Annotated in this window: 17 protein-coding genes, 1 tRNA gene and 1 pseudogene; all 19 read left to right on the top strand. The window is 70.1% G+C overall.

Annotation, left to right across the window (positions count from 1 at the left end):
• Positions 1-163: 163 nt before the first annotated feature.
• Positions 164-236 (top strand) — tRNA-Trp (locus ACYX4T_RS22700).
• A gap of 63 nt (positions 237-299) precedes the next feature.
• Positions 300-683 (top strand): preprotein translocase subunit SecE, encoded by a 384-nt coding sequence (gene secE, locus ACYX4T_RS22705; RefSeq protein WP_476011509.1) that lies wholly within the window; start codon positions 300-302, stop codon positions 681-683.
• Between the two features lie 67 nt (positions 684-750).
• Complete coding sequence (gene nusG / locus ACYX4T_RS22710; RefSeq protein WP_476011510.1) at positions 751-1821, top strand: transcription termination/antitermination protein NusG; 1071 nt, start codon at positions 751-753, stop codon at positions 1819-1821.
• A 35-nt stretch (positions 1822-1856) separates the two neighbouring features.
• Positions 1857-2291, top strand: coding sequence for a 50S ribosomal protein L11 (gene rplK, locus ACYX4T_RS22715; RefSeq protein ID WP_274200554.1), 435 nt, complete (start codon positions 1857-1859; stop codon positions 2289-2291).
• Positions 2292-2369: 78 nt separating this feature from the next.
• Complete coding sequence (gene rplA, locus ACYX4T_RS22720) at positions 2370-3080, top strand: 50S ribosomal protein L1 (RefSeq protein WP_476011511.1); 711 nt, start codon at positions 2370-2372, stop codon at positions 3078-3080.
• Positions 3081-3364: 284 nt separating this feature from the next.
• Positions 3365-3958 carry a 50S ribosomal protein L10 gene (rplJ, locus tag ACYX4T_RS22725; RefSeq protein ID WP_476011512.1) on the top strand — a complete coding sequence of 198 codons (594 nt, stop codon included), beginning with the start codon at positions 3365-3367 and terminating at the stop codon, positions 3956-3958.
• 117 nt (positions 3959-4075) lie between these two features.
• Positions 4076-4468, top strand: coding sequence for a 50S ribosomal protein L7/L12 (rplL, locus tag ACYX4T_RS22730; protein ID WP_476011513.1), 393 nt, complete (start codon positions 4076-4078; stop codon positions 4466-4468).
• A 420-nt stretch (positions 4469-4888) separates the two neighbouring features.
• Positions 4889-5941 (top strand): annotated as a pseudogene (locus ACYX4T_RS22735) (ABC transporter ATP-binding protein); the annotation flags it as partial.
• A gap of 1076 nt (positions 5942-7017) precedes the next feature.
• Complete coding sequence (locus ACYX4T_RS22740) at positions 7018-7812, top strand: MlaE family ABC transporter permease (RefSeq protein ID WP_476011514.1); 795 nt, start codon at positions 7018-7020, stop codon at positions 7810-7812.
• Between the two features lie 47 nt (positions 7813-7859).
• Entirely contained in the window at positions 7860-8696 is an 837-nt protein-coding gene (locus tag ACYX4T_RS22745; protein WP_476011515.1) for an MlaE family ABC transporter permease, read from the top strand.
• The gene (locus ACYX4T_RS22750) at positions 8693-10147 is read left to right on the top strand and encodes an MCE family protein (RefSeq protein WP_476011516.1); all 1455 of its coding nucleotides are present in this window, start codon (positions 8693-8695) and stop codon (positions 10145-10147) included. Before ACYX4T_RS22745 ends, ACYX4T_RS22750 begins: the two co-directional genes overlap by 4 nt.
• Positions 10144-11211 carry an MCE family protein gene (locus tag ACYX4T_RS22755; RefSeq protein WP_476011517.1) on the top strand — a complete coding sequence of 356 codons (1068 nt, stop codon included), beginning with the start codon at positions 10144-10146 and terminating at the stop codon, positions 11209-11211. Before ACYX4T_RS22750 ends, ACYX4T_RS22755 begins: the two co-directional genes overlap by 4 nt.
• Positions 11208-12536 carry an MCE family protein gene (locus ACYX4T_RS22760; RefSeq protein ID WP_476011518.1) on the top strand — a complete coding sequence of 443 codons (1329 nt, stop codon included), beginning with the start codon at positions 11208-11210 and terminating at the stop codon, positions 12534-12536. The genes ACYX4T_RS22755 and ACYX4T_RS22760 overlap by 4 nt, the downstream gene beginning before the upstream one ends.
• A complete protein-coding gene (locus ACYX4T_RS22765) occupies positions 12536-13921 on the top strand; it encodes an MCE family protein (RefSeq protein ID WP_476011519.1) in 1386 nt (461 codons plus the stop codon). The genes ACYX4T_RS22760 and ACYX4T_RS22765 overlap by 1 nt, the downstream gene beginning before the upstream one ends.
• A 59-nt stretch (positions 13922-13980) precedes the next feature.
• Positions 13981-15126 (top strand): MCE family protein, encoded by a 1146-nt coding sequence (locus ACYX4T_RS22770; RefSeq protein ID WP_476011520.1) that lies wholly within the window; start codon positions 13981-13983, stop codon positions 15124-15126.
• The gene (locus ACYX4T_RS22775; protein ID WP_476011521.1) at positions 15123-16463 is read left to right on the top strand and encodes an MCE family protein; all 1341 of its coding nucleotides are present in this window, start codon (positions 15123-15125) and stop codon (positions 16461-16463) included. Before ACYX4T_RS22770 ends, ACYX4T_RS22775 begins: the two co-directional genes overlap by 4 nt.
• A 32-nt stretch (positions 16464-16495) precedes the next feature.
• Positions 16496-17113: a hypothetical protein gene (locus ACYX4T_RS22780; protein WP_476011522.1), complete on the top strand. Its 618-nt coding sequence runs from the start codon at positions 16496-16498 to the stop codon at positions 17111-17113.
• 31 nt (positions 17114-17144) lie between these two features.
• On the top strand, positions 17145-18416 hold the full coding sequence (locus ACYX4T_RS22785) for a hypothetical protein (RefSeq protein ID WP_476011523.1): 1272 nt from the start codon (positions 17145-17147) through the stop codon (positions 18414-18416).
• A gap of 425 nt (positions 18417-18841) precedes the next feature.
• Positions 18842-22321 (top strand): DNA-directed RNA polymerase subunit beta, encoded by a 3480-nt coding sequence (gene rpoB, locus ACYX4T_RS22790; protein WP_476011524.1) that lies wholly within the window; start codon positions 18842-18844, stop codon positions 22319-22321.
• The last annotated feature ends 48 nt before the right edge of the window (positions 22322-22369 follow it).

A 22369-nucleotide genomic window follows, 5' to 3' on the forward strand; every position in this document is an offset into this window, starting at 1 on the left:
ACCCTCCGGCCTCCCGCCCGGCCCGAGCCGGGGCCGGGGCACGGAGGTCCCGGAGCACGTGCGTACCATGGTTTCCGGGACGGTTCGTCCGTCGCTCCCGCGCGCTCGTCGACGGTGCGGAGGCGGCACGCACCGGCCCGCGGCGGTCCTCCGGGGCCGCCACAGGGGCGTAGCTCAATTGGCAGAGCAGCGGTCTCCAAAACCGCAGGTTGCAGGTTCAAGTCCTGTCGCCCCTGCACCCACGACGGTGACGCCCGCCGACCGGCGGTGTGGTGGACGAGGACGGTGAGGACGGCGCAGTGAGCGAGGACAGCAGCCGGCGTCGGCGCGCGAGCGACGACGACGACGCGCGTCCGGTCACCGCTGCCGGCCGTCGACGGCGCGCCGGGGCGGACGGGGACGGCAGCGGCGGGGACGCGGACACCGCGAGCGGACGGGCCGGCAAGGGCACGGCCACCCCGACGCGCGACCGCGCGCAGGCCGCGCCGCAGGGGTCGGTGTTCGCCCGCCTCCAGCGGTTCCTGCGCGAGGTGGTGGCCGAGCTCCGCAAGGTGCACTGGCCCACCCGGCGCCAGGTCGTGGTCTACACGTTCGTCGTCCTCGTGTTCGTGTCGTTCATGGTCGCCCTGATCGCCGGGCTCGACTGGGTCTTCGCCAAGGCCGTGTTCGCCCTCTTCGGCTGACCGTTCCGCCGAGCGGCCGGCCGGGCACCGCGCCCGGTGCCCGCCGTGCAAAGGAAGTGAGACAGAAGTGACCTCCGCAGGATCCGGCGCAGAGTCCGAGAACGGCACCCCCGACGGCGGCGAGCCCGAGCTCGTCGGCGAGTCGCGCACGCGCGGCGTCATGGTGCGCGAGGGCAGCGGCACGTACGGGGACCTCAGCACCGAGGAGAACCCGGCCACCCTCGACGACGGCGAGGTCGCCCGCGCCGCCCGGGAGGCGCGCGAGGAGGCCGACGCCGAGGACACCGCCGCGGACGACGCCGAGGACACCGCGGACGACGCCGAGGACACCGAGGTCGACCCCGAGGCCGATCTGCGCACGGCGCGTGCCGCCCTGGGTGCGCCGGCCGACGAGGCCGACTCGGACCTCCCCGAGGAGTCGGCGGGCACCGGCGACGTCGCCGCCCGCGGCGACACCGAGGACGACCTGCAGGTCGACGAGGCCCCGGTCTCCGCCGAGGCCGCCGAGGTCGAGGAGGAGGAGGTCGACCCGGCGCAGGCCCTCAAGGACTCGCTGCGCCTTGCGCCCGGCGACTGGTACGTCGTGCACTCCTACGCCGGCTACGAGAACAAGGTGAAGGCGAACCTCGAGACCCGCGTGCAGACGCTGGACGTCGAGGACTTCATCTTCCAGGTCGAGGTGCCCACCGAGGAGGTCACCGAGATCAAGAACGGGCAGCGCAAGCAGGTCCAGCGCAAGGTGCTGCCCGGCTACATCCTCGTGCGGATGGACCTCAACGACGCCTCGTGGAGCGCGGTGCGCAACACCCCGGGCGTCACCGGCTTCGTCGGCGCCACCTCGCGGCCGTCGCCGCTGACGCTCGACGAGGTCGTGAAGTTCCTCCTGCCGCGCCAGGAGACGCCGAAGAAGGCGAAGGGCGCGGAGAAGACCGGTGCCGAGGACTTCGGCGGCAAGCCCGCGGTCGAGGTCGACTTCGAGGTGGGCGAGTCGGTGACCGTCATGGACGGCCCGTTCGCGACGCTCCCGGCGAGCATCTCCGAGGTCAACGTCGACGCCCAGAAGCTCAAGGTGCTCGTCTCGATCTTCGGCCGGGAGACCCCGGTCGAGCTCGGGTTCAACCAGGTCTCCAAGATCTAGAGCCCGGGACACGGACAGAACAGGAACAGGGAAGTATGCCCCCGAAGAAGCGACGGCTCTCCGCGGTCGTCAAGCTGCAGATCAGCGCCGGCGCGGCGACGCCGGCCCCGCCGGTCGGCCCGGCCCTGGGTCAGCACGGCGTCAACATCATGGAGTTCTGCAAGGCCTACAACGCCGCCACCGAGGCGCAGCGCGGTCAGGTCGTGCCGGTGGAGATCTCGGTCTACGAGGACCGGTCCTTCACCTTCGAGCTCAAGACCCCGCCGGCGGCCAAGCTGCTGCTCGCCGCGGCCGGCGTGAAGTCCGGCAGCGCGACGCCGCACAGCAAGAAGGTCGGCTCGGTGACGCAGGACCAGGTCCGCGAGATCGCGCAGACCAAGATGCAGGACCTCAACGCCAACGACCTCGACCAGGCCGCGAAGATCATCGCCGGCACCGCCCGGTCGATGGGTCTCACGGTCTCCGAGTAGACACCCGCCGGCCGTCCGGCCGGCGTTCCGTGGGAGGGCCGCGCAGCCCCCACCACACCTGATCCACGAAGGACAGTCATGAAGCGCAGCAAGAAGTACCTGCAGGCCGCCGAGAAGGTGGACTTCGACAAGCTCTACAGCCCGCTCGACGGCGTGAACCTCGCCAAGGAGACGTCGACGACGTCGATGGACGCCACCGTCGAGGTCGCCATGCGCCTGGGCGTCGACCCGCGCAAGGCCGACCAGATGGTCCGCGGCACCGTGAACCTGCCGCACGGCACCGGCAAGACCGCCCGCGTCATCGTGTTCGCCACCGGCGACACCGCCGCGGCCGCCGAGTCGGCGGGTGCCGACGTCGTGGGTTCCGACGACCTCATCGAGCGCATCCAGGGCGGCTGGCTCGAGTTCGACGCCGCCGTCGCCGCGCCCGACCAGATGGCCAAGGTCGGCCGCGTCGCGCGCATCCTCGGCCCGCGCGGGCTCATGCCGAACCCGAAGACCGGCACCGTCACCCCGGACGTCGCCCGTGCCGTCGCCGACATCAAGGGCGGCAAGGTGAACTTCCGCGTCGACAAGCAGGCCAACCTGCACCTGATCATCGGCAAGGCGAGCTTCGACACCGAGAAGCTCGTCGAGAACTACGGCGCGGCGCTGGACGAGATCCTGCGCGCCAAGCCGTCGGCCGCGAAGGGCCGCTACATCAAGAAGATCACCGTCACGACGACGATGGGTCCCGGCATCCCCGTCGACCCGAACCGCACGCGCAACCTGCTCGCCGCCGAGGCGTGAGCAACCGGTCCCGGTGCCCTGCTGCGGAGGGTGCCGGGGCCGCCGCGTAGACTCGACAGCAGATCGATCCCCGATCCACCGAAGACCGCTGGTCTCCTCGCCGGGCTCGCCCGGTGCAGGACGAAGAGCCCCGCGACGGGGCGGCCCGCGCAGGAGGACGAGGCTCGCGACGCCCGCCGGGCCCCGGCCCGCGCCGTCCGACGCCCCGTGCGCCTGCGCACGGGGCGTTTCGTCGTTCCGGGCTCGACCAGGCGGTCGCCCCAGGACAGAGGAAGGAGGCGCGGATGCCTGACCCGACGCGAGCTCCGGCCGCCGACAAGGTCGCGGCCGTCGCCGAGATCGCCGCGGAGTTCCGCGACGCCTCGGCCATGGTCGTCACGGAGTACCGCGGCCTGTCGATGAAGCAGCTCTCGCAGCTGCGCCGCTCGCTGGGCTCGGACGTCACGTACGCCGTCGCCAAGAACACGCTGGTCAAGCGGGCCGCTGCGGACGCCGGCGTCGAGGGCCTCGACGACCTGCTCGTCGGCCCGACGGCCATCGCCTTCATCGCCGGGGAGCCCGTGGACGCCGCCAAGGCGCTCCGCGACTTCCAGCGCGACAACAGGGCCCTGGTCGTCAAGGGCGGCTACATGGAGGGCCGCGCGCTCTCGGCCACCGAGGTCGAGCAGCTCGCCGACCTCGAGTCGCGCGAGGTGCTGCTCGGCAAGCTCGCCGGCGCCATGAAGGGCAACCTCGCGAAGGCCGCCGGCCTGTTCAACGCCCCGGCCTCGCAGATCGCCCGCCTCGCGCAGGCCCTGCAGGACAAGCGTGCGGCCGAGGGCAGCTCCAGCACGGAGGAGGCCGTCGCCGCGGTCGAGTCCGCGGACGCCGAGGTCTGATCCGAGGCCTGATCCGGGCCTGACCCGAGCCCGACCCGGGCCCGCACCCACGGGCCCACTCCCCACCCCAGACCCGCCCGGTCCGCTCCGGGCGCAGTACCAGGAAGGAACGCCACCATGGCGAAGCTGTCCACCGACGAGCTGCTCGACGCCTTCAAGGACATGACCCTGATCGAGCTCTCCGAGTTCGTGAAGAAGTTCGAGGACACCTTCGAGGTCACCGCGGCGGCGCCGGTCGCGGCCGCCGCCCCGGCCGCCGCGGGTGCCGCCGCCGGCGCGCCCGCCGAGGAGGAGAAGGACGAGTTCAACGTCGTCCTCGAGGGCGCCGGCGACAAGAAGATCCAGGTCATCAAGGTCGTCCGCGAGGTCGTCTCGGGCCTGGGCCTCAAGGAGGCCAAGGAGCTCGTCGAGAGTGCCCCGAAGCCGATCCTCGAGGGCGTCAACAAGGAGGCCGCCGACGCGGCCAAGGCCAAGCTCGAGGAGGCCGGCGCGAAGATCAGCCTGACCTGATCGACGCGCGCGAGCGCAGCAGGACCGCACGTACGGGGCGGGGACCGACAGGTCCCCGCCCCGTCGTCGTGCGCGGGGTCGGTCGGTGGAGTTCCCGAAAGCCGTGTGGTCCCGGTCACGCCCGTCGCGACGCGTCCGGGTGTCCCCCGACCCGGCAGCGGGGCGGCATTCGCCGTGCCGAGCGGTCGGTCGTGCTCCACCGATCGCGTGGCAGCAACCGCTCGTCGCCACCCGGTCGGCGCAGCACGCCCCGGTGACCGGCGGAGAGGGACCCCGCGGCTGCGTTGCTTTCCGGCTCAGTAACCTCCCCTGTCATCCGTCGTTGTAGACGTGACGCCCCTCTCCCGGGGTGCCGGCTCGATGGCGTCGGTAACAGGGCGTTTCACGCGTCGACACCACGGTGACCGCAGGAGGAACTGCATGGCCGGCGTCGAGGTCGGGATCAAGAACCTGTCGAAGTCCTTCGGCAGCTCCAACATCTGGTCCGACGTGACGTTGACCCTCCCCGCGGGCGAGGTGAGCGTGCTGCTGGGCCCGTCGGGCACGGGCAAGTCGGTGCTCCTCAAGTCGATCATCGGCCTGCTCAAGCCCGAGAAGGGCTCGATCTTCATCCACGACACCGACCTCGTGCGGTGCTCGGAGTCGAAGCTCTACGAGATCCGCAAGCTGTTCGGCGTGCTGTTCCAGGACGGCGCGCTGTTCGGGTCGATGAACCTGTTCGACAACATCGCCTTCCCCCTGCGTGAGCACACCCGCAAGGGCGAGAAGGAGATCTCGGACATCGTCATGGAGAAGCTCGACATGGTCGGGCTCTCCGGCGCCGAGGACAAGCTGCCCGGCGAGATCTCGGGCGGCATGAAGAAGCGCGCCGGCCTGGCCCGCGCGCTGGTGCTCGACCCCGAGATCATCCTGGTCGACGAGCCCGACTCGGGCCTGGACCCGGTGCGCACGGCCTACCTGAACCAGCTGATCGTCGACCTCAACGCCCAGCTCGACGCGACGATCCTCATCGTCACCCACCACCTCGGGACGGCGCGGTCGCTGCCGGACAACATCGGCATGCTGTTCCGCAAGAACCTGGTGATGTTCGGCCCGCGCGAGGTCCTGCTGACCTCCGAGGAGCCCGTCGTCCAGCAGTTCCTCCAGGGCCGTCGCATCGGGCCCATCGGGATGTCCGAGGAGAAGGACACCTCCCAGATGGAGGCCGAGATGGAGGAGCTGAAGAAGAAGGGCGGCTCGGCGGAGTCCGAGGAGTCGTTCATCGACCCGCAGCTCGAGGTCAGCGAGGGCGTCCCGGAGCGCAAGGCGGTGCAGCGGCGCAAGGACCGCGTCATGCAGGTGCTGCACACCCTGCCGCCGAAGGCGCAGACGGCGATCCTCGAGCAGCTGACCGAGGAGGACCAGGAGCGCTACGGCATCTCGCGGGACCAGGACCGCACCGAGCTCATCGAGGTCACCCGCAACAACCCGCCCGAGGACGCCGACCCGTTCGGCTACCAGGCCATGCAGGAGGCCGCGGACAACTCGATGGTCGAGGACTCCCCGGCCGGCGAGGGCGAGGGCGAGGGCGACCAGGCCGGCAGCGGCGACCCGGACGCCGACGCGGAGGCCCGCAAGGCCCCGCCGGCGCCGCCCGAGTCCGACGAGCCCCTGGTCGGCGTCCCCGCCGACGAGGACGCCGGCGGCACGGTCGTGCTCCCGCAGGCCGGCGAGCACACCAAGAGCGAGGACGAGCAGTCCGACGAGGCCGGGAACCCGCCCGAGCAGCAGGGCTCCGACGGCTCGGGCGGCTCGGACGGTCAGGGCGACCAGGACCCGCAGGACACCGAGCAGGGCCACCGTGACGATCCGCCGACCGAGCAGTTCCAGGCGCAGGGCGGAGATCAGGGCCAGCAGGACCAGGGCCAGCAGGACCAGGGCCAGCAGGACCAGGGCCAGCAGGACCAGGGCCAGCAGGACCAGGGCCAGCAGGACCAGGGCCAGCAGACGACGCAGCAGGTCGCGACCGCCGGCGCGGCGGGCGCGGCCGGTGCCGCCGCCGGTGCCGCCGCGGCCTCGTCGTCCGACGACCAGCCGACCGGTCGCCACCACTGGCGCGGTGACCCCGACCAGGCCGCCCGCACCGGTGACCAGGGCGTCGCCGGCCTCGTGCCCATGGCGGCCCGGCCCGCGGGCCAGGGCCAGGGCCAGCAGGACCAGCAGCAGAGCCAGGGCCAGCAGCAGAGCCAGGGCCAGCAGCAGCAGAGCCAGGGCCAGCAGCAGGGCCAGGGCCAGCAGGACCAGCAGAGCCAGCAGCGGTCCGGCCGCGACTCCGGGCACGCGGGGTGGGCGCAGCCCAACCCCGGCCAGGACGCCGCGCCGGACCCGCAGGGCGAGGCCGCCGCCGACCCGCCCGCCGAAGGTGGACCGGGCTCGACGGAGCAGACCGCGCCGGCCGACGACGGCACGGCGCGCCCGCAGTCGCAGGACACCGGTGTGCCGCGCGGCCGCGAGGACGACGACCAGGGCCTCATGGGCGGCCTGCGGCGCATGTTCCGCCGGGGTGACTCGTGAGCTCCCGTCTCGCCGCCGGCAACTTCCCCGGCGCCGGCGCTCTGTCGGCGACCGGCAAGCTGTTCGCCCTCGGCCTCGACGTCGTCGTCGGGATCTTCCAGCGCCCGTTCCAGACGCGCGAGTTCATCGACCAGTGCTGGTTCATCTCGCGGGTCTGCATCCTCCCCGCGGCGCTGGTGTCGATCTCGTTCGGCTCGGTCATCTCGCTGCAGCTCGGGTCGCTGATCCGGCAGTTCGGCGCCCAGTCGTTCTCCGGCGCGGCGAGCACGCTGGCGGTGATCCAGCAGGCGGCGCCCGTGATCTGCGCGCTCCTGGTGGCCGGGGCCGGCGGGTCGGCGATCTGCGCCGACCTCGGTGCCCGGACCATCCGCGAGGAGATCGACGCCATGGAGGTCCTGGGCGTCAACCCGATCCAGCGGCTCGTGGTGCCCCGCGTGCTCGCGTCGATCCTCGTCTCGGCGCTGCTGTTCGGCCTGGTTTCCATCGTCGGCGTCGCCGGCGGCTACTACTTCAACGTCGTGCTGCAGGGCGTCACCCCGGGCGCCTACGTCCAGGGCTTCTCGGCCCTGTCCAAGCCCTCGGACCTGCTCGTCGGGTTCATCAAGGCAGCACTGTTCGGCCTCGCCGCCGGGATCGTCGCCGCGTACCGCGGCCTCAACCCCGCCGGCGGACCGAAGGGCGTGGGCGACGCGGTCAACCAGGCCGTGGTCATCACGTTCATCCTGCTGTTCGCGATCAACGTGATCGTGACGGCCGTCTATCTCAATCTCGTTCCCCCAACCAAGTTCTGAATCAGTAGCTCTCCAGTTCTGACCGCCGCTCCCCAGGCCAGGATTCGATGACGATCACTTCTCGCGTACGACGGGCTGTCGATGCGCCGCTCGGTGTCCTCGACACCCTCGGCGACCAGGCGTCCTTCTACACGCGCACCATCGGCTGGATCCCCAAGTCGATCACTCGGTACCAGCGGGAGGTCCTGCGCCTGCTGACCGAGGTGGCCTTCGGATCAGGTGCCCTCGCGCTCATCGGCGGCACGGTCGTCATCGTCGCGACACTGACGTTCTTCACGGGCTCGGTGGTCGGTCTGCAGAGCTACTCGGCCCTGAACCAGATCGGCACCTCGGCGTTCGCCGGCTTCGTCACCGCCTACTTCAACACCCGTGAGGTCGCGCCGCTGGTCTCGGCGCTGGCGCTGTCCGCGACGGTCGGCGCCGGCTTCACCGCCCAGCTCGGCGCTCAGCGCGTGTCGGAGGAGATCGACGCACTCGAGGTCATGGCGGTGCCCTCGCTGCCGTTCCTGGTCACCACGCGCGTGGTGGCGGGCTTCATCGCCGTCATCCCGCTCTACGTCATCGGCCTGGTGGCCTCGTACCTCGCCTCGCGGCTGCTGGTCACGAACTTCTACACGCAGTCGCCAGGTACGTACGACCACTACTTCAACCTGTTCCTGCCACCACAGGACGTCATCTACTCGTTCATGAAGGTGCTGATATTCGCCTTCGTGATCATTCTTGTGCACTGCTTCTACGGCTACAACGCCAGCGGCGGCCCCGCCGGCGTGGGCGTCGCCGTGGGCAACGCGGTGCGCAACTCGATCGTGCTGTTCACCGTCCTGGACAACCTGTTGACCCTGGCCATCTGGGGCACCACGACCTCGATCAGGATCGCCGGATGAGCGCACCCACGCAGGAGCGCGAGGACTACGCGCCGCCCGTCAAGGACAAGCGGCCGCCGTTGAGCCCGCTGCGCCGCCGTCTCATGGGCCTGGGCCTCGTGCTGCTCATGCTGCTGGTCGTGGCGTTCTGCCTGGCCAACTTCAACAAGCTGTTCAAGCCGGTCGAGATGGTCACGCTCCGGACCGACACCGCGGGCAACCAGCTCTCCAAGCAGGGCGACGTCAAGGTTCGGGGCGTGATCGTCGGCGAGATCCGCTCCATCGACAGCGACGGCTCGGGTGCGGTCGTCGAGATGGCGATGGACCCGGATTTCCTGCCGACCATCCCGAGCAACACGACCGCGATGCTCATCCCGAAGACGCTGTTCGGTGAGCGCTACGTGTCGCTGTCGATCCCGCCGAACGGGAGCGCCCGGCCGCTGCAGGAGGGCGACACGATCGCCCAGGACCGGTCGGAGAACGCCACCGAGACCGAGCAGGTGCTCAACAACCTGCTCCCGGTGCTCACCGCGGTGCAGCCGCAGAAGCTCTCGGACACGCTCGGCGCGGTCTCGCAGGCCCTGTCGGGCCGCGGCGAGGAGCTCGGCGACACGCTCGTGCTGCTCAACCAGTACGTCGAGGGCGTCATCCCGGCGCTGCCCGATCTGCAAGCCAACCTGCGGGCGCTGGCCCCGACCGCGGACATCTACAACGTCGCCGCGCCGGACCTCATCCTGGCGCTCGACAATCTCGTGACGACGAGCCGGACGCTCGTCGAGCAGCGGGCCGCCTTCGAGTCGACGTTCCGGTCGGTGACCTCGGCGTCGAATGTGACGACGTCCTTCCTTGTAGCCAATCGCGACAACATCATCGCCCTGGCGGCCTCGGCCCGGCCGACGCTGGAGACCCTCGCCCGCTACAGCTCGGAGTTCCCGTGCCTGTTCCGGCAGCTCACCGACCTCACGCCAAAGATCAACGATGTGTTGAAGCCGGACACCGGCATTCAGATCGACGCCGAGATCACGATCGACAACGGCAAGTACACAGGCGACGACCGGCCCGCGTACCGCGATGACCGTGGGCCCCGCTGCTACCAGATCGAAGGCCAGGCGCCGCAGTTCCCGCCAGGCGGGCCCATCCAGGATGGGTCTACTCCACCTGACCCCTCGCGTAGCACGCAGGACGCTTATGCAGGCGGCCAGGCCGGAGAGATCGACGAGGACTCCGAGACCGGCAACGAGGCGGCCAGCACCGCCCGCACCGGTGGTGGCCGTACCGAGGGCCAGGCGGCCCCGGGGCGCGTCGACGGCGCCAACATCGGCCTGCCCAACACCCCCAACTCGCCCGAGGAGCGCCGGCTGGTGACCGAGGTGACGGCGATGCAGATGGGCGAGCGCCCGTCGGACGTGCCCTCCTTCGCGCCCTACCTGACCGCGGCGACGCTGCGCGGGGCGCCGGCGGTGGTCCGGTGAGGGGTCTCGCCGCCCCCTTGATCAAGCTGGGGATCTTCACGATCGTCACGGTGCTGTCCGTGGCGGTGCTGCTCACCGCCATCCAGAACACCTACTTCGGCAGCACCGAGGACTACAAGGCGCGCTTCGTAGACGCCTCGGGCCTCATTGCGGGCAGCGACGTCCGCATCGCCGGTGTGCGGGTCGGCTCGGTGACCGACGTGCAGCTCGTCGACCGCAACGTCGCCGAGGTGACCTTCAAGGTGGACGAGACCCGACGGCTTCCGATGGGGTCGATCTTCTCGATCAAGTACCAGAACCTCGTCGGCCAGCGCTATCTCGAGATCGCCCGCGGGAACGGCGCGATGAACGCCATGTTGCGTCCCGGCGCGACGGTGCCTGAGAGCCAGACGCGTCCCCCGCTCAACCTCACCGTCGTGTTCAACGGCTTCAAGCCGCTGTTCCAGGCCCTGAGCCCGAACGACATCAACCAGCTCTCGTTCGAGATCATCCAGGTTCTGCAGGGACAGGGCGGCACGGTGAATTCACTGCTCGCGCGGACCGCGTCGCTGACTGCCACGATCGCCGACCGCGATGCCGTGATCGGCTCGCTCATCAACAACCTGAACCTGGTGCTCGACACCGTCAACGCGCGCGACGAGCGGTTGTCGGGGCTCATCGTGTCCTTGCAGCAGCTCGTCAGTGGGCTGGCGGCCGACCGCGTGCGGATCGGGGAGACGCTGCAGCCGATCGCCGACCTCACGACGGCGACGGCCGGTCTCCTCGACGAGGCCCGCCCACCGCTGCGGGACGACATCGTCCAGCTCGGGCGGCTGTCCGAGAACCTCAACGACAACCGAGGGCTCGTGGAGAACTTCCTGCGCCTCACCCCGCAGAAGGCCAACAACTTCGGACGCGCCGGCAGTTACGGCTCCTGGTTCAACTTCTACCTTTGTTCGGCAGGAGTCTCGCTCGGCATTGGCGGAGCGCCTCTTTCTGAGACCCCTCTCGGGGTTCTGGGGTTGCCCGATGAGATCAGCCTGCCGCCTGAGCTCCTGGGTGCGGGGTACCGATGCAACGGATGAAGCCGTTCCGCAAGCGGAACCCCCTCCCCATCGGCGCGGCGAGCATCGTGATCATCCTGTTGCTGGTAGCCGCCTCGCTGAACATCAGGGACCTGCCGCTCATCGGACAGGGCTCCACGTACTCAGCGCGGTTCAGCGAGGCGGCCGGCGTGCTGCCCGACGACGACGTCCGCGTCGCGGGCATCCGCGTCGGGACGGTCACCGACCTCACCCTCGAGGGCGAGGACGTCGTGATCTCCTTCAAGGCGCCGGACGCCTGGATCGGGAACCGGACGTCGGCGTCCATCGAGATCAAGACGGTGCTCGGGCAGAAGTACATCGCGCTCGAGCCCGCGGGTGACCAGCCGCTCGACCCGGATCAGGCCATCCCGCGGCAGCGCACCCGGGCGCCGTTCGACGTCATCCAGGCCTTTTCGCAACTCTCGACGACGGTCGAGGACCTCAACACCGACCAGCTCGCGCAGAGCCTCGGCGTCCTCTCCGACACGCTCGACGGCGCGGCCGGACCGGTGCGGGGCGCACTCGACGGTCTCTCCCGGCTCTCGCGGACGATCTCGTCGCGCGACCAGGAGCTCGCCCGCCTGTTGGCGAACACACGTACCACCACACAGGTGCTCGCCGACCGGGACCGCGAGGTCGAGCGCCTGATCAACGACGGCAACCTCCTGCTCTCCGAGCTGCGGGCGCGCAAGGCCGCCATCGACAACCTGCTCAACGGCACCATCGCCCTTGCGGCGCAGCTGCGCGGGCTGGTCGCCGACAACGAGGCAACCCTGCGGCCGACTCTCGAGCAGCTCGATGGTGTGCTCGCCACCCTTGAGGAGAACTCGGCGAACCTCGACAACGGGCTTCGGCTGCTTGCGCCGTTCATCCGGGTTTTCGGTAATGTTGTCGGGAACGGTCGGTGGTTCGACGCCTACATCTGCAACATCGACCCACCAATTGATCCGATCTGCGACCCGGGGTCGAGTCTCGACCCTGCGGGGCTCATCGGCGCAGTCGACCCGGCAAACCTCACGAGTCTCTTGCAGAACGCTCTTGCTCAACTCGGTGCACCCTCGGTCCCGACCCTCGACCAGTTGCCCGACGTGCTGGCCGGTTTGAGCTCAGACCAACTCGGCCAGCTCCAAGAATTGCTCGCCGGCAGCGAGGGTCAGCCAGCTGGCCTAACCCCCGAGCAGTTGCAGATTCTCTTCCCGAACGGGGTGCCCGACGTGAGTGCGTTGAACGCCGCCCTGACCCCAGCCGCGCCCATGGGCGGTCTGCTGCCCGGCGGGGGTGCGGGGCCGGCGGAGAGCGCTAGCGGTGAAGGCGGAGGCAACTGATGTCGAACCGGATGGTCGACTTCTTCGAGAGTGCATCGCGCACGCTCGCGGCAGCGCTCGTCATTGCGCTGCTCGCCACGGCCGGGCTCTGGTACGTCCTGCAACGCGGGAGCCAGCGCACGGTCACGGCGTACTTCGCCAACACCGTTGGCCTCTATGTCGCCAACGAGGTCACGGTCCAGGGCATCCCGGTGGGTTCGGTCGACGAGATCGTTCCGCAGGGCGACGTCGTCCGGGTTGTGCTCAAGGTCGACAACGAGGCCCCGGTCCGGGCGGATGCGCAGGCGGTGATCGTCGCCCCGACGCTGGTCAGCGACCGGTACGTCCAGCTCGGTCCGACCTACGAGGGCGGCCCGCAACTGGCGGACGGCGCGGTGATTCCCGTCGAGCGGACCGGTACGCCGGTCGAGCTCGACCGCGTCTACCAGAGCCTCGACACCATCGCTCGGTCCCTGGGACCTAACGGCGCGAACCAGACCGGAGCCCTCAACCGACTGCTCCAGTCTTCGGCTGGAGCTCTGGGCGGCAACGGTGAGCTACTCAAGAGCACGATCACCGAGCTCGGAGGCGCGGTCGGCACGCTCGCCGACAACCGCGACAACCTGTTCGCGACCGTCGACAACCTGGGCCAGTTCACGAATATGCTGGCCCGCAACGACGGGGCGGTCCGCGACCTCAACACGCAGCTCGCCGACATCGCGGCGTTCTTGGCTTCGGAGCGCGGCAACCTCTCCACCGTCCTCGCCACACTCCCGCCTGCGCTCGACGACGTGTCCCGCTTTATCCGGGACAACCGCGACATCTTGCGCACCGATGTCCGCCGGCTCGCGAACATCACCGACATCCTTGTTCGGCAGCGAACAGCGCTGACCGAGTTCGCCGACGTCGCGCCACTGGCACTCGGCAACCTCACCAACTCTTACAACGCCAAGTCAGGCACGCTCGACGTCCGCCCGGTGATCGCCCCCCAGCTCATCGGCGACGGGCTCGACCCACGTGCTCTGATATGTAACTTGTTGGCGAACCAGCCCGGACTGCCGGGCTTCCTCCAACAGTCCCCGCCGAGCGAACTGGTGACCCAGGTGGCTCGGGCGTCCGTGGTCTGTGGAGCGATTCTGGGGGAAGGAACAGGGCCTGAGACGCCTCTTGGGCTTTCTCTTGCCCCAGTCCTAGATGTGCTCGGTCTGCTCAACCAGCAGCCGTCGCTCGATGCCCTCGTTCCGGTCACTGCGCTGAACCCGCTGCTTCCGTCCGGACAGCAGGGGGACACACCCGGCGAGGGCACGGATTCGGCTGACGAGAGTGGTGGCGGTGCCCCGGGGGCAGAGCCGGTCCAGCCTGGAGCCGGCATCCTCGGCTTCGAAACTCTCGGGGGTGGTCAGTGAGCGAGCCGCGAGAGGGCACGAGGGCCACGCCCAGCAAGACACGCTTTACCACTCTGCTGATGGTCGCCATGTTCGTTCTCACCGGCTGCGGGATCCAGACCTTGCAGGAGATCCCGCTGCCGGGCGGCGCTGCGCTCGGCCCCGAGCCCTACACGGTTACGGCGCAGTTCACGAACGTCGTCGATCTCGTGCCGAACAACAGCGTGCGCGTCAACGACGTGCCCGTCGGCGTCGTCCGCGAGGTCTCGCTGGCTCCCGACGGCTGGACCGCGGAGGTCCGGGTCGAGGTCAACGGCGCGGTCGTCCTGCCGGCGAACGCGACCGCGCGGCTGCGCCAGACCAGCCTCCTCGGCGAGAAGTTCGTCGAGCTGCTCCCCGCGCCCGGCGCCCCGCCGCAGGGGCGCCTAGCCGACGGCGCCGTCATCCCGGTCGACCAGACCGACGTCGGCGCCCAGGTCGAGGAGGTCCTCGGCGCGCTGTCGCTGCTGCTCAACGGCGGTGGTGTCGAGAAGGTCCAGACCATCGCCCGGGAGCTCAACGCCGCGACGACGGGCAACGAGGAGCAGCTGCGCTCGCTGCTGACGAACCTCGACACGCTCGTAGGCACCCTCGACCAGCAGAAGGCCGACATCGTGCGGGCCATCGACTCGCTCGAACGGCTCACCCGCACGCTGGTCGACCAGCGCGCACGGCTCGCCAATGTCATCGACAACCTCGGGCCGGGCCTCGACGTGCTCAACCAGCAGCGTGGACTGCTGGTGGAGACGCTGCAGGCGCTGAACCGGCTCTCCGACGTCGGCGTCGACGTCATCCGCCGCAGCCAGGCCAACACGGTGGCCGACCTGCGGGCGCTCCAGCCGATCCTGCGCAACCTCGTCGAGGCTGGAGACGCATTGCCCGGCTCGCTGCAGATCCTCGTGACGATCCCGTTCGCAGACAACTCGCTCAACGTCATCAAGGGCGACTTCGCGAACATCGACGTGACGCTCGATCTGGACCTCCAAGCGCTCTTGACCAACATCCTGAACGCGCCAGAAGTCCCTGGCGTCGGGACGATCTTCGACTTGCTGCAGTCGCCCGGGACGACACCGCAGCAAGGCACCACCGCGACTGAGGGTTCTGGCGCTCCCGGCGACACCGGAGCTCAGACCACGGCGGGGCTCGTACCTCAGCTACCGGGTCTCGGCGGAGGGAACGGCGGATGATCGGCACGAAGACGTTGCGCCTGGTGGCGCTGTTCGCGGTCATCTCGATCGTCGGCATCGTCTACGTGGGGCTGCGCTACGTCGGCGCGGACTCGCTCATCGGGCTTGGGCCGTACACCGTGCGCGTCCAGCTCGCGGAGTCGGGCGGGATCTTCCCCGACGCCTCGGTGAGCTACCGCGGGGTAGAGATCGGCAAGGTCGGCGACATGCGGGTCACCCCGCGCGGCCTGGAGGTCGATCTCGAGATCGAGAAGGACTCGCCGGACGTGCCGACGTCCGCTACAGCGGTGATCGCGAACCGCTCGGCGGTCGGTGAGCAGTACGTCGACCTGCAGCCGCCGAACAACGCGGGCCCGTACCTCGAGGACGGGTCGGTCATCCCGATGGAGCGGACGCGGACTCCCGTGCCCGTCGACCAGCTCCTCGCCGACGTCAACGCCCTCGCCACGTCGGTGCCGCTGCCGGAGCTGCGCACCACCGTCGACGAGCTGTTCAACGCGTTCGACCGGGCCGGCCCGGACCTCCAGCGCCTGCTTGACGGCACCAACGCGCTGGTCCCCGACGCCATCGCCAACCTGCCCACGTTCCGTCAACTGCTGCGAGACGGCCGGGTCGTCCTCAACACCCAGGTCGACCTCGGCCCGCAGATCATCTCGCTGAGCCGGGACCTGCAGCTGTTCACCGCTCAGCTCAAGGCCGACGACCCGAACCTCCGGCGGTTGGTCAACTCGGCCCCGCCAGCGGCTGCCCAGCTTGAGGGACTCATCCGAGAGGTCGGCCCGGATCTCAGTCGTGTCTTGGCCAACCTGCTCACGGTTAGCCGCATCCTTGAGCCACGTCAGGCGGGCATCCAGCAGGTCCTCGTCACCTACCCAGCGTTGTCCGCCGCTGCCCCGACCGTTGTGCCCGGCGACGGGCGGGTGCATTTCGGGCTCGTGCTCAACATCGCAGACCCTCCGTACTGCCGAAATGGGTATCTGCAGGCGACTGGAAACGGTGATCCCGAAACGACCTGGCAACGTGCCGATGCCCCGCCTTCTGGTGGGGGTGGCCCGGAGGGCTACTTCGACATGAACACCCGAGTGTTCTGCAACGAGGACCTGCCGGTGAACCCGCGCGGCTCGCAGTGGCACCCCAACACTGACGGCAGTCCGACCGACGAACGCCGGTCCCCTCCGGGAGGTGGCGACCCTCTTCTCGGGGGCGGTGGCGGTTCCCCTAACACCGAGTCGCAGAATGACCTCCCGACGTTGGCGTCTCTCCCGATGGACGGTGTCCTCGAAGGCAGTACAGGTGGGGCACCGCCAGTGATCATCCCGGGGCTTGGTGCCAACTGACCCCGAGCACGACCCCGCCGGCGCTCCCCGACGTGCCCGGCGGACGACCTGAGGAGCTGAGCGCCACGTCCCCGACGACGGCCCAGGAGGCCCCCGAGACCGACGAGGCCACCGACAGGCCCGCCGCGACCCCCGAGCAGCGCCGGCGGCGCCTCGTGACCGTGCTGGCGGTCCTGACCGTCCTGGCCCTGGCGGCCGCCGTCGCGAGCGGCGTCTACTGGTGGACCGGGACCCAGAGCAGCGACGCGAACGCCGCGGCGATGCGCGACGAGGCGATCGACGCCGCCGAGCAGATCGTCGTCAACATCAACACGGTGCGGCCGGCGACGCTCGACGCGGACCTCGACGCCGCGCAGACGTCCCTGACCGAGCCGATGCTCGGCGAGTACCAGCGGGTCCGGCAGCAGTTCGCCGAGAACCTGCGCCAGTCGCAGGCCGAGGTCATCGCGACGCCGGTCTCCGCGGCCCTGACGGCCTTCGATCCCCTCCACGAGCCGCCGACGGCCTCGGCGATCGTGGCGATCGACGTCGACGCCCGCAGCGCCACCGCGCAGCCCCAGTCCAAGCAGCAGCTGTTCCTCGTCGAGATGATCCGCACGCCGGAGGGCTGGAAGGCCGCCAAGGCGACGCCCTCGACCGGACAGCAGTAGCCGCGGCCGACACCAGAAAGGGGGAGTGACCGTGCCACCCCGCTCCCGCACCAAGCCCGGCTCCACCGCCCGCCGACCCAAGGTCGCCGGCCTGCGCCAGCACGCCCACGCGGGCGCCGGCGCCGGCACCGTCGACCCGGTCGACGCGCCCGACCTCGATGACCGCCTCGACGCGCCCGCGGTCGACGACCGGGTCGCGCCCGAGCCGGAGACGGCCCCGGACGACGCGGTGTCGCGCCCGGCGGAGGGCACGACGGCGACCTCGACCCGGGACGTCGCCGACGCACCGGCCGCTGAGCCGGAGACCGACGCCGGGTCGGCCACCGAGCCGGAGCCCGAGTCCGACACCGGGCCCGAGCCCGGTACCGAGTCCGACCCCGTCGCGTCCGCCGAGACGACCGCGCTGCCGGCGCCGGCCACCGACGAGGCCACGGTCGGCACCGAGCAGGACCCGGCGACCGGCACCGCGCCGGCCGGCGCGACCGCGGTGACCGCGGCCGGCGAGGCCACCGACGCCGGGCCGACCGGGACGGCCACCGGGACGAGCGAGACCGGCGAGCCCGGCAGGGCCGCCGGGACGACGGTCACGACGCCGCGCCCCAAGACCCGCCGGGGCACCACGCGCATGACGCCGCGCGCGGAGGCGGCCACGAAGGAGCGCCCGGCCCGCGACGGCGACGCCGCGGCCCCCACGCGCACGGCGAAGCCCACGCGCACCGGCGGGAAGGGCGCGGGCGCCCCGAGCCGCTTCGAGCGCCAGCGGGCGGCCCTGACCCGGTTCGGCGCCTCGCGGGCCCTGCCGGTCGTGCTCGTCGTCGTCACCGTGGTGTGCCTGGCCCTCGGCGGTCTCGCCTTCTGGCAGGGCAGGCAGGCCTGGACGAGCGGGCCCGTCAGCAACCAGGCCGTCGTCGACGTCGGCGGCACCGCCGAGCTCGTCGGGCAGAGCCGCGAGGCGATCGAGAAGATCTTCTCCTACGACTTCTCCCGCCTCGACGACTCGGCCGACGCCGCACGGACCATGTCGACCGGCCAGTTCGCGCAGCGCTACCTGTCGGTGTTCGACCAGACGATCCGCCAGCCGGCGCAGCAGCAGCAGCTCAGGCAGACGGCGACGGTCGTGAACATCGGCGTGACGCAGATGAGCGACGACCGGGCCACGGTCATGGCGCTGACGCAGTTCTCCGCGCAGCGCACCACCACCGGGCAGTCCACCAACGCCCCGGGCCTGCTGCGTCTCGAGATGGAGCGGGTCGACGGGCGCTGGAAGCTCGCCGAGCTGACGCCCCTCACCGCGCAGCGCTGATCACGAGCACGACGCGCCGGGCGCGCCACGCGCAGAGCGTGGCGCGCCCGGCGTCGTCATGTGTGGCCTGACCTGCACCCTGACCTGCACCGGGCCCGCTGTTCCGCGCGGGCGACACCGGGCGCGCCCCACTTGACTCCGGGGGCACGGGCGGTCACTCTGTTCGCAGCGCGGCGCCCCCGCGTCCGACCCCGGAGGTCGAATCCGCCGCTGGCGGAGGTCCCTCCCGGCGCGTCACGAGGGGGGCCGTTCGACAGGTGCCGCCGTGCGTGGCTAGACTGTCGGATCGCGCTGCCCTACGTCTGTTCGCCTCTTCGTGTGCCGACGCCCGGGCCGCGTCCACGCCGCCCGGTGCGCTGCGCCGCGTCCCCGGACGGTGAAGCTACTGACAGCGTTCAGACAGCGTTGTTCCGGAAGGACGCATCTTGGCAGTTACCCGCGCCACCAAGGTCTCGAACCACCACGCGTCGTTCCCCGGGGCACCCACCCGGGTCTCCTTCGCCAAGCTGGACCAGCCCCTCGAGGTTCCCGACCTGCTCGCCCTGCAGACCCAGTCGTTCGAGTGGCTGGTCGGCAGCGAGGAGTGGTTCGAGCGTCGCGTGGAGGCGGGTGAGGAGCTCCCCGCCGGTGGCCTGGAGGAGGTCCTCTCCGAGATCTCCCCCATCGAGGACTTCTCCGGCTCCATGAGCCTGTCCTTCTCCGACCCGCGCTTCGACGAGGTCAAGGCCTCGGTCGAGGAGTGCAAGGACAAGGACATGACGTACTCGGCCCCGCTGTTCGTCACGGCCGAGTTCACCAACAACACCACTGGTGAGATCAAGTCCCAGACGGTCTTCATGGGTGACTTCCCCGTGATGACCGACAAGGGCACGTTCATCATCAACGGCACCGAGCGCGTCGTCGTGTCGCAGCTCGTCCGCTCGCCGGGTGTGTACTTCGACCGCACGGTCGACAAGACCACCGACAAGGACGTCTTCAGCGTCAAGATCATCCCGAGCCGTGGTGCCTGGCTCGAGTTCGACGTCGACAAGCGCGACACCGTCGGGGTGCGCATCGACCGCAAGCGCCGCCAGCCGGTCACCGTGCTGCTGAAGGCGCTGGGGTGGACCGCCGAGCAGATCCAGGAGAAGTTCTCCTTCTCCGAGACGCTGCTGGCCACCCTGGAGAAGGACTCCACGGCCGGCCAGGACGAGGCGCTGCTCGACATCTACCGCAAGCTGCGTCCGGGCGAGCCGCCGACGCGTGAGAGCGCCCAGACGCTGCTGGAGAACCTCTTCTTCAAGGACAAGCGCTACGACCTGGCGAAGGTCGGCCGCTACAAGGTCAACAAGAAGCTGGGCTCCGCGGTCGACCCGTCGGTCGGGACGCTCTCCGAGGACGACATCATCAACACGATCTCCTACCTCGTGCGCCTGCACGCGGGGGAGACCGAGGTCGAGACGGAGACCGGGACGATCCCGGTCGAGACCGACGACATCGACCACTTCGGCAACCGTCGCCTGCGCACCGTCGGCGAGCTCATCCAGAACCAGATCCGGGTGGGCCTGTCCCGCATGGAGCGCGTCGTGCGCGAGCGCATGACGACCCAGGACGTCGAGGCCATCACGCCGCAGACCCTGATCAACATCCGGCCGGTCGTGGCCGCGATCAAGGAGTTCTTCGGCACCTCGCAGCTCTCGCAGTTCATGGACCAGACCAACCCGCTCGCGGGCCTGACCCACAAGCGCCGGCTCTCGGCGCTGGGTCCGGGCGGTCTGTCCCGGGAGCGCGCGGGCATGGAGGTCCGCGACGTCCACCCGTCGCACTACGGCCGCATGTGCCCGATCGAGACCCCGGAAGGTCCGAACATCGGCCTGATCGGGTCGCTGTCGAGCTTCGCGCGGGTCAACCCGTTCGGCTTCATCGAGACGCCGTACCGCAAGGTCGTCGACGGGGTCGTCATCGACCAGATCGACTACCTGACCGCCGACGAGGAGGACCGCTTCGTCGTCGCGCAGGCCAACGCGCCGCTCGACGAGGACGGCCACTTCACCGAGGACCGCGTCCTGGTGCGGCGCAAGGGCGGCGACGTCGACCTCATCGCGCCCACCCGCGTCGACTACATGGACGTCTCGCCGCGCCAGATGGTGTCGGTCGCGACGGCCATGATCCCGTTCCTCGAGCACGACGACGCCAACCGCGCGCTGATGGGCGCCAACATGCAGCGCCAGTCGGTGCCGCTGCTGCGCTCGGAGTCGCCGCTGGTGGGCACAGGCATGGAGCTGCGGGCCGCCGTCGACGCCGGTGACGTCATCGCCACCGACCGCGCCGGCGTGGTCGAGGAGCTCTCCGCGGACTACATCACGATCATGGACGACGAGGGTCAGCGCACGACCCACCGTCTCCACAAGTTCACGCGGTCCAACCAGGGCACCTGCATCAACCAGAAGCCGATCGTCTCGGAGGGCGACCGCGTCGAGGCCCGCCAGGTCCTCGCCGACGGGCCGTGCACCGAGGACGGCGAGATGGCCCTCGGGAAGAACCTGCTCGTGGCGATCATGCCGTGGGAGGGCCACAACTACGAGGACGCGATCATCCTGTCGCAGCGTCTCGTGCAGGACGACGTCCTGACCTCGATCCACATCGAGGAGCACGAGATCGACGCCCGCGACACCAAGCTGGGCGCCGAGGAGATCACGCGGGACATCCCGAACGTCTCCGAGGAGGTCCTGGCCGACCTCGACGAGCGCGGCATCATCCGCATCGGTGCCGAGGTCGCGGACGGCGACATCCTCGTCGGCAAGGTGACCCCCAAGGGCGAGACCGAGCTGACCCCCGAGGAGCGCCTGCTGCGCGCCATCTTCGGTGAGAAGGCCCGCGAGGTGCGCGACACCTCGCTGAAGGTCCCGCACGGCGAGACCGGCAAGGTCATCGGCATCCGCGTGTTCTCCCGCGAGGACGACGACGAGCTGCCGCCCGGGGTCAACGAGCTGGTCCGCGTCTACGTGGCCCAGAAGCGCAAGATCTCCGAGGGCGACAAGCTCGCCGGCCGCCACGGCAACAAGGGCGTCATCGGCAAGATCCTGCCGGTCGAGGACATGCCGTTCCTCGCCGACGGGACGCCGGTGGACATCGTCCTCAACACCCACGGTGTCCCGCGACGCATGAACATCGGCCAGGTCCTGGAGACCCACCTCGGGTGGATCGCCAAGAGCGGCTGGGAGGTCGACCCGGACAACACCGAGGAGTGGGCGGTGAACATGCCCGACGACATGCGTCGGGTGGAGCCGGACACCAACACTGCGACGCCGGTGTTCGACGGTGCGCGCCAGGCCGAGATCCAGGGCCTGCTCTCGTCGACGCTGCCCAACCGCGACGGCGTGCGGCTGGTCGGCGAGGACGGCAAGGCGCAGATCTTCGACGGACGTACCGGTGAGCCCTACCCGCACCAGATCGCGGTGGGCTACATGTACATCCTCAAGCTGCTGCACCTGGTGGACGACAAGATCCACGCCCGCTCGACGGGGCCGTACTCGATGATCACCCAGCAGCCGCTGGGCGGGAAGGCGCAGTTCGGCGGTCAGCGCTTCGGCGAGATGGAGTGCTGGGCCATGCAGGCCTACGGCGCGGCCTACACGCTGCAGGAGCTGCTGACCATCAAGTCGGACGACGTGCTCGGCCGCGTGAAGGTCTACGAGGCCATCGTCAAGGGCGAGAACATCCCCGAGCCGGGCATCCCGGAGTCGTTCAAGGTGCTGCTCAAGGAGCTCCAGTCGCTGTGCCTCAACGTGGAGGTGCTGTCCTCGGACGGCGCCGCCATCGAGATGCGCGACGGCGACGACGAGGACCTCGAGCGCGCCGCGGCGAACCTCGGCATCAACCTCTCGCGCAACGAGTCGCCGTCCGTCGACGACGTCGTCAACTAGCACCTCGCTGCCCCGGGTCGGGAGTCACCGCTCCCGGCCCGGGGACCG

This window comes from Actinomycetospora sp. ABD4_176, assembly GCF_056311855.1.

What these genes read in the sequence shown, in the direction of transcription:
- rplK (WP_274200554.1), top strand. Translation starts at nt 1,857, where the DNA reads ATGCCCCCGAAGAAGCGACGGCTCTCCGCGGTCGTCAAGCTGCAGATC.
- rplA (WP_476011511.1), top strand. Translation starts at nt 2,370, where the DNA reads ATGAAGCGCAGCAAGAAGTACCTGCAGGCCGCCGAGAAGGTGGACTTC.
- rplJ (WP_476011512.1), top strand. Translation starts at nt 3,365, where the DNA reads ATGCCTGACCCGACGCGAGCTCCGGCCGCCGACAAGGTCGCGGCCGTC.
- rplL (WP_476011513.1), top strand. Translation starts at nt 4,076, where the DNA reads ATGGCGAAGCTGTCCACCGACGAGCTGCTCGACGCCTTCAAGGACATG.
- ACYX4T_RS22745 (WP_476011515.1), top strand. Translation starts at nt 7,860, where the DNA reads ATGACGATCACTTCTCGCGTACGACGGGCTGTCGATGCGCCGCTCGGT.
- ACYX4T_RS22750 (WP_476011516.1), top strand. Translation starts at nt 8,693, where the DNA reads ATGAGCGCACCCACGCAGGAGCGCGAGGACTACGCGCCGCCCGTCAAG.
- ACYX4T_RS22760 (WP_476011518.1), top strand. Translation starts at nt 11,208, where the DNA reads ATGAAGCCGTTCCGCAAGCGGAACCCCCTCCCCATCGGCGCGGCGAGC.
- ACYX4T_RS22765 (WP_476011519.1), top strand. Translation starts at nt 12,536, where the DNA reads ATGTCGAACCGGATGGTCGACTTCTTCGAGAGTGCATCGCGCACGCTC.
- ACYX4T_RS22770 (WP_476011520.1), top strand. Translation starts at nt 13,981, where the DNA reads ATGGTCGCCATGTTCGTTCTCACCGGCTGCGGGATCCAGACCTTGCAG.
- ACYX4T_RS22775 (WP_476011521.1), top strand. Translation starts at nt 15,123, where the DNA reads ATGATCGGCACGAAGACGTTGCGCCTGGTGGCGCTGTTCGCGGTCATC.